The organism is Aliivibrio finisterrensis, from assembly GCF_008933155.1.
GTDB lineage: Bacteria > Pseudomonadota > Gammaproteobacteria > Enterobacterales > Vibrionaceae > Aliivibrio > Aliivibrio finisterrensis.
Genome location: NZ_WBVP01000004.1, coordinates 227808 through 239728, shown reverse-complemented (window position 1 = coordinate 239728; position 11921 = coordinate 227808). Strand labels below are relative to the sequence as shown.

At 40.5% G+C, this 11921-nt stretch carries 10 protein-coding genes; all 10 read left to right on the top strand.

Annotation, left to right across the window (positions count from 1 at the left end; all coding sequences use genetic code 11):
• Nucleotides 1-162 precede the first annotated feature (162 nt).
• Nucleotides 163-1479, top strand: a complete 1317-nt coding sequence (rlmD, locus tag F8B77_RS05665) for a 23S rRNA (uracil(1939)-C(5))-methyltransferase RlmD (RefSeq protein ID WP_167512768.1) — start codon at nucleotides 163-165, stop codon at nucleotides 1477-1479.
• A 71-nt stretch (nucleotides 1480-1550) separates the two neighbouring features.
• Nucleotides 1551-3788 (top strand): GTP diphosphokinase, encoded by a 2238-nt coding sequence (relA, locus tag F8B77_RS05660; RefSeq protein WP_151654459.1) that lies wholly within the window; start codon nucleotides 1551-1553, stop codon nucleotides 3786-3788.
• A 203-nt stretch (nucleotides 3789-3991) separates the two neighbouring features.
• Nucleotides 3992-5125, top strand: a complete 1134-nt coding sequence (locus F8B77_RS05655) for a flagellin (protein WP_151654457.1) — start codon at nucleotides 3992-3994, stop codon at nucleotides 5123-5125.
• 101 nt (nucleotides 5126-5226) lie between these two features.
• Complete coding sequence (gene mazG, locus F8B77_RS05650; RefSeq protein ID WP_151654455.1) at nucleotides 5227-6048, top strand: nucleoside triphosphate pyrophosphohydrolase; 822 nt, start codon at nucleotides 5227-5229, stop codon at nucleotides 6046-6048.
• 131 nt (nucleotides 6049-6179) lie between these two features.
• A complete protein-coding gene (locus F8B77_RS05645) occupies nucleotides 6180-7820 on the top strand; it encodes a CTP synthase (protein WP_130047764.1) in 1641 nt (546 codons plus the stop codon).
• 79 nt (nucleotides 7821-7899) lie between these two features.
• On the top strand, nucleotides 7900-9198 hold the full coding sequence (eno, locus tag F8B77_RS05640) for a phosphopyruvate hydratase (protein WP_130047765.1): 1299 nt from the start codon (nucleotides 7900-7902) through the stop codon (nucleotides 9196-9198).
• A 172-nt stretch (nucleotides 9199-9370) separates the two neighbouring features.
• Complete coding sequence (gene ftsB / locus F8B77_RS05635) at nucleotides 9371-9655, top strand: cell division protein FtsB (protein WP_130047766.1); 285 nt, start codon at nucleotides 9371-9373, stop codon at nucleotides 9653-9655.
• 3 nt (nucleotides 9656-9658) lie between these two features.
• The gene (gene ispD / locus F8B77_RS05630; RefSeq protein WP_151654453.1) at nucleotides 9659-10375 is read left to right on the top strand and encodes a 2-C-methyl-D-erythritol 4-phosphate cytidylyltransferase; all 717 of its coding nucleotides are present in this window, start codon (nucleotides 9659-9661) and stop codon (nucleotides 10373-10375) included.
• A complete protein-coding gene (ispF, locus tag F8B77_RS05625) occupies nucleotides 10375-10851 on the top strand; it encodes a 2-C-methyl-D-erythritol 2,4-cyclodiphosphate synthase (RefSeq protein WP_130044969.1) in 477 nt (158 codons plus the stop codon). The genes ispD and ispF overlap by 1 nt, the downstream gene beginning before the upstream one ends.
• A 12-nt stretch (nucleotides 10852-10863) precedes the next feature.
• Nucleotides 10864-11910, top strand: coding sequence for a tRNA pseudouridine(13) synthase TruD (truD, locus tag F8B77_RS05620; RefSeq protein ID WP_130087834.1), 1047 nt, complete (start codon nucleotides 10864-10866; stop codon nucleotides 11908-11910).
• The last annotated feature ends 11 nt before the right edge of the window (nucleotides 11911-11921 follow it).

Here is an 11921-nt window from a genome sequence, read left to right as displayed (position 1 = left end):
TGATTAACTTCCTTGACCGCTTAGCTTAATCAAGTTGAAGAGGAAGCTCAATTATTCTCTGTGGAAATCGGAAGATGAAACGTAAATGAATGGCTAATCAAGACTGCATATTAGTGTTCTTTCGGTATAATGGCCCAAATTTTAGTAAATCAGGCAATAATCATGGCGCAGTTCTTCAAAGCGAAAAAGAAAGCTTCAGTAAATACAAAGCATCAGTCGGTTGATGTGGTTCGATTAGATCATAATGGCGCAGGCATCGCCTTTGTGGATAAGAAGCCTGTATTTATTGATGGTGCTCTACCTGAAGAAAAGGCGATTATTCAATTTACAGAGCAGAAAAAACAATATGCTCGCGCTAAGCTGATTAAGTTAATTCAAAAAAGTACGAAACGCCAAGCGCCAATTTGTCAGCATTATCATGAATGTGGTGGATGTAATTTACAGCATTTACAGCATCAAGAACAAATTGTAGCAAAAGATCAAAAGCTGCAAGAGTTAATGCAAAAACAAGGTGTTGATCATTGTGAAGTCGCCGCTCCAATTATTGATAATGAACAAGGTTACCGCCGACGAGCTCGTATCAGTTTAATAGTAAATAAGCAAACAAATCAGCTAGATTTTGGTTTCCGCAAAAAGCAAAGTAAAGCTATTGTTAATGTTCGTCATTGCCCCGTGCTTGTTCAGGAATTGGATCAACATTTAGAGTCTTTATTTGCGTTATTGAACCAACTAAAAGGTAAAAAGCATCTAGGGCATGTTGAACTTGTGCAAGCGGATAACAGCAGCGTTTTACTTATTCGCCATGTTGCTGAGTTTAATGAGAAGGATCGTCAAGCCTTAGTGAATTATTGTGAAGAACGCAATTTGATCTTATACCTAATGCCTGAGAGTGACGTATTAACCCACGTTTGTGGAGAAGAACCATATTATGTAATTAATGGTGCTAAAATTTATTTTACGCCAAAAGACTTCATTCAAGTAAATCGTCATGTTAATGGCAAAATGGTTGAACAAGCATTGTCTTGGCTCAACCTAAAAGAAACTGATAGTGTGTTGGATTTGTTTTGTGGTCTTGGCAATTTTAGTTTGCCTTTAGCTCAAAAAGTAAAAAACGTCGTTGGTATTGAAGGTGTGAATGAAATGGTTCAACGTGCTCAATCGAATGCAAAAAGAAATGGCCTAGATAATGTCACGTTTTATCAAGCAAATTTAGAAGAAGATATCACTGATCAAGTGTGGGCTAGCACAAAGTTTACAAAGATTTTACTCGATCCTGCCAGAGCAGGGGCTGCAGGAGTGATGGAGACTGTGGCAAAATTAGCGCCTCAAACTGTGGTTTATGTATCGTGCAACCCAGCAACACTTGCACGCGATAGTCAATTGCTTATTCAACACGGTTACAAGCTTACTAGGCTAGGTATGCTTGATATGTTCCCACATACAGGACATTTAGAATCTATGGCTTTGTTTGAGCGATAATTAGCGGTAACCCTAACTACGCTTAATCAGTCTAAAAGAATCATTATAAAATTGGATTATAGGAAACGGACATGGTCGCAGTTCGCGGAGCACATCTTAAGGAAAATGAAGAGTTCGAGTTAGGTGAATGGATCACCAGTCTTGGACAAGATAAAAACACCTCAAAAAAATTGACTGAGGTGTATAAGCAATGTGAAGAGTTAGTTGCTTCTCATGAAGAAGGACAGCTCTTGCTATGGCGTGGTCGTGAGATGATCGAAATATTGATCACCTTAAGCATGGATAAGCCAACACTTATTGCAGCTCAGTTATTCCCCGTAGTTTCCTCTGGTGTGTTAGATAGAGAAACGTTAACTGAGAACTACAATAAAGAAATTGAAAAATTGATTGATGGCGTTGAAGAGATGGACGCTATTGGTCAATTAAATGCGTCCGTAGATGCGGAGTCTGCCTCTTCTCAGGTGGATAATATTCGTCGAATGCTACTTGCAATGGTGGATGACTTTCGCTGTGTGATCATAAAATTAGCAGAGCGTATTTGTAATTTACGTGAAGTGAAAAATGAACCCGATGAAGTGCGACGTGCTGCAGCAAAAGAGTGTAATAACCTATATGCACCATTAGCAAATCGTTTAGGTATTGGTCAATTAAAGTGGGAAATTGAAGATTATTCTTTTCGTTATCAATACCCTGATACTTATAAGAAAATAGCTAAGCAGTTATCTGAGCGACGCATTGTTCGTGAGCAGTATATCGAGGATTTTGTCACAGGACTCAGTGATGAAATGCAAGAGTACAACATCAATGCAGAGGTGAGTGGACGTCCTAAACACATCTATAGTATTTGGCGCAAGATGCAGAAAAAGAGCTTAGCATTTGATGAGCTGTTTGATGTGCGTGCGGTTCGTATTATTGCTGACAAACTGCAAGATTGTTATGCGGCTCTTGGTGTTGTTCATACCAAATTTAAGCATTTGCCAAGCGAATTTGATGATTATGTAGCGAATCCTAAGCCTAATGGATATCAGTCTATCCACACCGTGGTATTGGGCCCTGAAGGGAAGACGATTGAAATCCAGATCCGTACCAAGGATATGCATGAAGATTCAGAGCTAGGCGTTGCCGCGCACTGGAAATACAAAGAAGGTTCATCAAACAGCAGTCGCAGTGGTTACGACGAAAAAATTACATGGTTACGTAAGCTGCTTGATTGGCAAGAAGAGATGTCTGATTCTGGCGAAATGCTGGATGAACTTCGCAGTCAAGTGTTTGATGATCGTGTTTATGCCTTTACGCCTCGTGGCGATGTCGTCGATTTACCAATGGGTGCAACACCGTTAGACTTTGCTTACCATATTCACTCAGAAGTCGGACATCGTTGTATCGGTGCAAAAGTAGGGGGACGAATCGTTCCATTTACGCATCAATTGAGTATGGGTGATCAAGTTGAAATTATCACACAAAAAGAGCCGAATCCATCACGAGATTGGTTAAACCCAACATTAGGTTTTGTTAACTCTGGCCGTGCTCGCGCTAAAATTAACGCATGGTTTAGAAAGCAGAGTCGAGAGAAGAATCTTGATGCAGGTAAAGAGATCTTAGAAACAGAGCTTGCTAAGATTGGCGGTACATTAAAAGACGCCGAGCGTTATGCACTTAAGCGTTTTAATGTGAACTCGACAGATGAGCTTTTTGCAGGTGTTGGCAGCGGTGACTTACGTATTAACCAAGTGATTAATCATATTAATGCGTTAGTGAATAAACCGACTGCTGAGCAAGAAGATCAAAAGGCACGCGAACAACTGCAAGAGTTAGAAGCCAAAGCACAGGCACAGGCTCAAGCGCAAAATAAAAAGCGTAATGATGCGGTTGTCGTTGAAGGGGTTGATAACCTAATGACTCACCTTGCTCGTTGTTGTCAGCCGATCCCTGGCGACCCAATTTCTGGCTACATTACACAAGGGCGTGGCATTTCGGTTCACCGTAGCGATTGTGATCAATTAAACGAACTGCGTCATCATGCCGCTGAACGTATTATTGACACGGTGTGGGGCACAGGTTTTGAAGGGTCTTACATACTGACGCTACGAGTGACTGCAATGGATCGTTCAGGTTTGCTAAAAGATCTCACCAGTTTGTTTGCCAATGAAAAAGTGAAGGTTTCTGGGATGAAGAGTCGAAATGATCATAAGAAACAACTGTTGATCATGGACTTTGATCTTGAGGTTTTTAATGCTGATATCTTGGTTCGATTGCTCACACGAGTAGAGCAAGTGAAGGATGTAATAGAAGCTACACGACTTTCATAATAAATTTATCACTTGAATAGTTATCGTTAAGCTATTGAAAAATAATATTTATATTTTAAAGCCGAATACATTCAATTGCATTCGGCTTTTTTATTGAAAAAAAATCTCAAGTTCTGAAATGGCAGGCCGTAAATATAAGTATCAACGATGAATTATAGGCTTCTATCCTATAACAATAAGTGAAGCCGACCGGAGCAAACATTATGTCAATTTCAGTAAATACAAACATCTCAGCAATGACAGCACAACGTTACATGAACAATGCAACTGCTGCACAAACTGACTCAATGGAGAAATTGTCTTCAGGTTCAAAAATCAACAGCGCTGCTGATGATGCTTCTGGTCTGCAGATCTCAAATCGTATGACGGCACAATCTCGTGGTTTAGATGTTGCGGTTCGTAACGCTAACGACGGTATGTCAATTGCACAAACAGCAGAAGGCGCAATGAAAGAAACAACAAATGTCCTTCAACGTTTACGTGATTTATCTCTTCAATCAGCGAATGGTTCAAATACAGACGCAGATCGTAAAGCAATGCAAGAAGAAGCCAGTTCACTGACTGATGAGCTGAATCGTATTGCAGAAACCACTTCTTTTGCTGGTACCCGTTTAATCAATGGTGAGTTTGGAACTAAGTCTTTCCAAATTGGTGCTGATTCAGGTGAAGCAGTAGCAATGACATTAAACAGTATGCGTGCTGACGAAGCGACAATGGGGGGGAAATCTTACTTCGCTGAAGAAGGCCGCGATATCAACTGGAAAGTAGGTGCAGAAAACACGCAGTTTAATGTGACATACAATGATAAAAACGGTAATTCTCAAGAAATCAACATCTCAGCAAAAGCGGGTGATGATATTGAAGAATTAGCCACTTACATTAACGGTCAAACGAACGAGCTAAGCGCATCGGTAACTGAAGATGGCGTATTACAAGTATTTATGTCAGGTGAAACTATCTCTTCACCATTAGAGTTCAATGGCTCTCTAGCGAATGAATTAAAAATGGGCGGCGAGTCAGACGATACTGTTGCATCTATGGACCTAACAACCGTTGGTGGCGCACAGCGTTCGATTGATGTGATTGATGCCGCTCTTGAATTCGTTGATGGTAATCGTGCTTCATTAGGTGCATTCCAAAACCGTTTTGAAAGTGCAGTTAAAAACTTAACTAACATTAACGAAAATATTACAGACTCAAATAGCCAAATTAAAGACACTGATTTTGCTAAAGAGACAACAAACTTAACGAAGACACAAATTTTAAGTCAATCAAGTTCGTCAATCCTAGCACAAGCAAAACAAGCGCCAAGCATGGCAATGAGCTTATTAGGTTAAGTTAACAAAAAGCCTTCTTAATTTAAGGCGAATGTATTTTTAAAAAAGCGGTGACTATAATGGTTACCGCTTTTTTTGTTTTTAAATTGTAGGGAATGGATATGACAACTTCAAATAACATTGGACACTTACTTTCTATTATGGCGCAATTGCGTGACAAAGAGTCCGGTTGTCCGTGGGATAGAAAGCAAACCTTTGATTCGATTATTCCTCACACCATTGAAGAAACTTACGAAGTGGTGGATGCGATACATAAAAAAGATTGGGATAACTTAAAAGAAGAGTTGGGGGATTTACTTTTTCAAGTGATCTTCTATTCTCAATTAGCACGAGAGAAGCAATTATTTGATTTTAATGATGTGGTTGATACATTAAATGAAAAATTAGTTCGTCGTCATCCTCATGTATTTAGTGATGAAGTGTTCTCATCAGAAGAGGAAATAACAGCGAATTGGGATAAAGTAAAGCAACAAGAGCGTTTAGAAAAAGAAGCGTTAAGCAGCATACCCCAAGAGCAAGGGAGCATATTAGACTCAGTGCCTACTGCTTTACCTGGGCTATTACGAGCAAATAAAATCCAAAAGCAATGTGCTAAAGTTGGTTTTGATTGGGATGAATTACAGCCAGTTGCAGATAAAGTAAATGAAGAAGTGGCAGAGGTGTTAGAAGAGGCACTGAAAAAGCCGAGAAATGAAGCCAAACTGGAAGAAGAATTGGGGGATTTACTTTTTGCTACAGTAAATTTTTCACGTCATTTAGGAAAAAATCCAGAGCAAGCTTTATGTAAAGCAAATGATAAATTCGAGCGTCGTTTTCGTCAAATTGAAGCGAACGTCGCCAAAAAGAATAAAAAAATAGAGCAATGTGATTTAAATGAACTAGACTCTGAATGGGAAAATGTGAAGCGAAGCGAGCGGAATTGATTTGGAGCAAAAAATAAATCAATTAACTGTGATACTTTTCACGTTGTGGCGATAAAGCGGTTCTGGTATATTCACTTCCCGTCCAGATGAAATCCATTTTTATTCCTCATTACACCAATTTCAGGTAACGTATGACGACGAATTACATTTTTGTAACTGGCGGGGTTGTATCCTCACTAGGTAAAGGTATTGCAGCAGCATCATTAGCAGCTATTCTTGAAGCTCGTGGCTTAAAAGTCACTATGATGAAGCTTGACCCATACATCAACGTTGATCCAGGCACAATGAGCCCAACTCAACACGGTGAAGTATTCGTCACGGAAGACGGCGCAGAAACAGATCTAGACTTAGGTCACTACGAGCGCTTCATCCGCACCAAAATGACTAAGCGTAACAACTTTACCGCTGGTCGTGTATACGCAGATGTCCTACGTAAAGAGCGTCGCGGTGACTACTTAGGTGCAACAATCCAAGTTATCCCTCATATTACTAATGCGATTAAAGAACGTGTTATTTCAGGCGCTGAAGGCCACGATATCGCAATCGTAGAAGTTGGTGGTACCGTTGGTGATATCGAATCTCTACCGTTCATGGAAGCGATTCGTCAGCTAGCAGTAGAGTTAGGCCGTGAGCGTGCTATGTTTATGCACTTAACACTGGTTCCTTACTTAGGCGCTGCAGGCGAGCTTAAAACTAAGCCAACTCAACACTCAGTAAAAGAACTACTATCTATCGGTATCCAACCAGATATCCTAGTTTGTCGTTCTGATCGTGTTATCCCAGCGAACGAACGTAAGAAAATTGCTCTTTTCTGTAATGTTCAAGAAAAAGCAGTTATCTCAATGAAAGACGTAGATTCAATCTACAAAATCCCACAACTTATCAAAGCACAAGGTACTGATGATCTAGTATGTCAACGCTTTGGTATTACAGCTCCTGAAGCTGATCTTTCTGAGTGGGAACAAGTAATTTATGAAGAAGCGAACCCAACTGGTGAAGTTACTATCGGTATGGTTGGCAAATACATTGAATTACCAGACGCTTACAAGTCAGTAAACGAAGCATTAAAACATGCGGGCTTGAAAAACCGTCTAAACGTCACTATTAAATATGTAGATTCACAAGATGTAGAATCTAAAGGTACTGAAATCCTAGAAGGTCTAGACGCAATTCTAGTTCCTGGTGGTTTCGGTGACCGCGGTGTTGAAGGCAAGATCCTTGCTGCTCAATACGCTCGTGAAAATGAAGTACCATATTTAGGAATCTGTCTGGGTATGCAAGTTGCGTTAATTGAATATGCGCGTAACGTTGCTAATATGGAAGGGGCTCACTCTTCTGAATTCTCTAAAGACACGAAGTTCCCTGTAGTTGGTTTAATCACTGAGTGGATTGATGGCGACGGCAACGTTGAAGAGCGTACTGAGAAATCAGATCTAGGCGGTACAATGCGTCTTGGTTCTCAACTATGTCACCTTGCTAAAGGTTCAAAAGCTCGTGAGCTTTACGGTAACGCAACTGTTGAAGAGCGTCACCGTCACCGTTATGAAGTAAATAATAATTTACTTCCTCAGCTTGAAAAAGCCGGTCTTAAGATTTCTGGCCTATCAGCTGATAAGAAGCTGGTGGAAATTATTGAAATCCCTAACCACCCATGGTTTGTGGCTGCTCAATTCCACCCAGAATTCACATCAACACCTCGTGATGGTCACCCATTATTTGAAGGTTTTGTTAAAGCTGCGGGCGTAAATGCACGCGGTGAATTCGAAAAGTAATAGGATATTACGGATAGCTGCTCAATGTTGTAGCAGCTATTTTTAGCTTTTAAATTAAAGATAAAGTAGAGGAAACACAATGTCTAAGATCGTTAAAGTTCTAGGTCGTGAAATCATCGATTCTCGTGGTAACCCAACAGTTGAAGCTGAAGTTCACCTAGAAAGTGGTTTTGTAGGTATGGCTGCTGCTCCATCTGGCGCATCTACAGGTTCTCGTGAAGCTCTTGAGCTACGTGATGGCGACAAATCTCGTTTCCTAGGTAAAGGTGTTCTTAAAGCTATCGCAGCTGTAAATGGTCCAATCGCAGAAGCTCTAATCGGCAAAGACGCGAAAAACCAAGCTGAAATCGACCAAATCATGATCGATTTAGATGGTACAGACAACAAAGCAAACTTCGGTGCTAACGCAATCCTTGCTGTTTCTCTAGCGAATGCTAAAGCAGCTGCAGCAGCTAAGTCTATGCCTCTTTACGCTCACATTGCTGACCTAAACGGCACTCCAGGCGTGTTCTCTATGCCTCTACCAATGATGAACATCATCAACGGTGGTGAGCACGCTGATAACAACGTTGACATCCAAGAGTTCATGATCCAACCAGTTGGCGCTAAAACTCTTAAAGAAGCTCTACGTATCGGTGCTGAAGTATTCCACAACCTAGCTAAAGTTCTTAAGTCTAAAGGCTACAGCACTGCAGTTGGTGATGAAGGTGGTTTCGCTCCTAACCTTAAATCTAACGCTGAAGCGCTAGAAGTTATCGCAGAAGCTGTTGCAGCTGCTGGTTACGAGCTAGGTAAAGACGTTACTCTTGCTATGGACTGTGCTGCTTCTGAGTTCTTCAACAAAGAAGACGGTATCTACGATCTTAAAGGCGAAGGTAAGAAATTTACTGCTGAAGAGTTCAACCACTACCTAGCTGGTCTTGTTGAGCAATTCCCAATCGTATCTATCGAAGATGGCCTTGACGAGTCTGATTGGACTGGTTTCAAACACCAAACTGAACTTCTAGGCGACAAAATCCAACTAGTTGGTGACGATCTATTCGTTACAAACACTAAGATTCTTGCTCGTGGTATCGAAGAAGGCATCACTAACTCAATCCTTATCAAGTTCAACCAAATCGGTTCACTTACAGAGACTCTAGCTGCAATCAAGATGGCTAAAGATGCTGGTTTCACAGCAGTTATCTCTCACCGTTCTGGCGAAACTGAAGATGCAACAATTGCTGATCTAGCAGTTGGTACAGCTGCAGGTCAAATCAAAACTGGTTCTATGAGCCGTTCTGACCGTGTTGCTAAGTACAACCAACTAATCCGTATCGAAGAAGCTCTAGGTGAACTAGCGCCATTCAACGGTCTTAAAGAAGTTAAAGGTCAATAATCTCAATTTTTGAGAGTATGACTTGATTCTTTAATCGTTCGATTAGAATTTAGATATAAAAACCGTCTCATTTGAGGCGGTTTTTTTTATTTCAGTAAGACAGCTAGTGAAGTTCTAATGATGGATTGATATAGTTAGCTTTCTTTTATCATTTCTTATTTTCGGAGCCATTATGCGTACATTTGCCATTTTCTTATTGATTGCTTTAGGGTGGTTGCAATACACCTTATGGTTTGGAAAAAATGGAATGTCCGATTATTCGCAAGTATCAAGTGATGTCGCTTTACAAGAAGAAGTGAATCAAGGGCTTAGAAATCGTAATCAACAGATGTTTGCTGAGATTGACGATTTGAAAAAAGGCTCAGAAGCGATTGAAGAAAGAGCCCGTCATGAATTGGGAATGATAAAAAAAGGCGAAACTTTTTACCGAATCATAGATGAAAATAGTGAGGGTTAATTGATGACATCAACCAAACCGTCTTCTATTGTTGCAATAGTTCCAGCAGCAGGTGTTGGTAGCCGCATGAAAGCGGAGCGCCCAAAGCAATATTTAGTTTTAAATGGAAAAACCGTCTTAGAGCATACCATCGAACAGCTCCTTTCTTATCCTTTGATTGAAAATGTGGTTGTTGCTATTACCGATGGAGATCCCTACTTTCCTGAGCTTGCTATTGCGCAAGACAGTCGTGTTATTCGAGTCTCTGGTGGTAAAGAAAGAGCCGACTCCGTATTATCCGGCCTATCGTATGTTCAAGAAAATCAATTAACTGAATGGGTTATGGTCCATGATGCCGCTCGTCCTTGCATCCGTCATTCTGATATTGAAAAGTTGATTGATGACGTTATTCCAGAGCACGTAGGCGGTATATTAGCGACGCCAGTTCGGGATACAATGAAACAAGAAAATACAGATACAACAATAGAGAAGACTATCGATCGTAGTGTATTATGGCATGCACTTACGCCACAGTTATTTACCACAGAACTGCTTTATTTAGCTTTAAAAACAGGGCTAGATAAGGGGCTATCAATAACCGATGAATCTTCAGCTATTGAGTTGATGGGGCATCAACCTAAATTGGTTCAAGGCCGTGCCGATAACTTAAAGATCACCCAGCCAGAAGATCTTGATTTAGCAGCGTTCTATCTTCAAAAAATGAAAAAGGAAACCAAATAATGAGAATTGGACACGGATTTGATGTACATAAATTTGGTGGTGAAGGTCCTGTAATTATCGGCGGGGTTAGCGTTCCTTATGAACAAGGGCTTATTGCGCACTCTGATGGTGATGTTGCTCTGCACGCTTTATGTGATGCCTTATTAGGCGCGATTGCAGAAGGTGATATCGGTCGTCATTTCCCAGATACTGATGATAAATGGAAAGGGGCGGATAGCCGAGCTTTGCTAAGAGATGTTTATCGTCGAGTAAAAGAGAAGGGTTTAGTGCTCGGTAACGCTGATGTCACTATCATTGCTCAGGCACCTAAAATGGCTCCTCATATTCAAGCTATGTGTGCTGCTATTGCCGAAGATTTAGAAACCGGCTTAGACAACGTGAATGTAAAAGCAACAACATCTGAACGTCTAGGTTTTACAGGAAGAAAAGAAGGCATTGCTTGTGAAGCAGTAGTGCTATTAGTTAACGCATCTTAAGAGATTCATTCTATGTCAGACATTATGTCTACTTTTTCGTGGTTATACGGAAAGCCAGTGGCGACAGGTAAATTAAAGCAATTACCTGAGCATTTTATCGTTAAAGAAGTATTAGGTTTTACGTTCACAGGAAAGGGTGAACACTTAATGGTTAAGATCCGTAAAACGGGTGAAAACACTAAGTATGTAGCAAACGAGCTAGCAAAGTTTTGTGGTGTAAAATCAAAAGATATTAGTTGGGCTGGCCTTAAAGACCGTCATGCAATAACAGAGCAATGGTTGAGTGTTCATTTACCAAAAAGTGATCATCTTAAATTTGCTTTGTTTGAAGCTACGCACCCAGGTGTTGAAATTTTAGAAATGACGCGCCATAACAAAAAATTGCGTCCTGGTGATCTTCTAGGAAATAGCTTCCAGTTAATTGCAACTGAAGTGACTGACATGGAAGATGTATTAGCTCGTTTAGAAAAAGTGAAGTTAACTGGAGTGCCAAACTATTTTGGTGCTCAACGTTTTGGTCATGAAGGCAATAACGTAACAGAAGCTCGCCGTTGGGGTCGTGAAAATGTACGAACTCGTGATAATACAAAACGTAGCTTCTATTTATCAGCCGCTCGTTCATGGATTTTCAATCATATTGTTTCTCAAAGAATAACAGAGGGTTACTTCACTCAGCCTGTTGATGGTGATATTCTCCTTGATGAAAATGGTCGTACGGTTAATGAGAATGTAACCTCGGAAGAGAATATTCAAAAAGTTCAAAATGGTGACTGGTCAATTAGTGCTGCATTAGCAGGTGATAATCAATTACCAACAAGTGAAACTGCATTAACTCTAGAGCAACCACAACTTGATGCTGAACCAGATTTAATGGCCTTAATCCGTGGTAACCGTATGCGCCATGAGCGTCGTGCTGTTGAGTTACATCCAGAGAATCTTAGTTGGTCAGCTGAAGGCGATACGTTAACGCTTAATTTCTCTTTAACATCGGGCAGTTTTGCAACCGTAATTATGCGTGAACTATTACAAGAAATTGAAGTAGAACGTACATACGAGTAATTCAATTTTAA

Coding starts and splice junctions, on each gene's coding strand:
- rlmD (WP_167512768.1), top strand. CDS start 163: ATGGCGCAGTTCTTCAAAGCGAAAAAGAAAGCTTCAGTAAATACAAAG.
- relA (WP_151654459.1), top strand. CDS start 1,551: ATGGTCGCAGTTCGCGGAGCACATCTTAAGGAAAATGAAGAGTTCGAG.
- F8B77_RS05655 (WP_151654457.1), top strand. CDS start 3,992: ATGTCAATTTCAGTAAATACAAACATCTCAGCAATGACAGCACAACGT.
- mazG (WP_151654455.1), top strand. CDS start 5,227: ATGACAACTTCAAATAACATTGGACACTTACTTTCTATTATGGCGCAA.
- F8B77_RS05645 (WP_130047764.1), top strand. CDS start 6,180: ATGACGACGAATTACATTTTTGTAACTGGCGGGGTTGTATCCTCACTA.
- eno (WP_130047765.1), top strand. CDS start 7,900: ATGTCTAAGATCGTTAAAGTTCTAGGTCGTGAAATCATCGATTCTCGT.
- ftsB (WP_130047766.1), top strand. CDS start 9,371: ATGCGTACATTTGCCATTTTCTTATTGATTGCTTTAGGGTGGTTGCAA.
- ispD (WP_151654453.1), top strand. CDS start 9,659: ATGACATCAACCAAACCGTCTTCTATTGTTGCAATAGTTCCAGCAGCA.
- ispF (WP_130044969.1), top strand. CDS start 10,375: ATGAGAATTGGACACGGATTTGATGTACATAAATTTGGTGGTGAAGGT.
- truD (WP_130087834.1), top strand. CDS start 10,864: ATGTCAGACATTATGTCTACTTTTTCGTGGTTATACGGAAAGCCAGTG.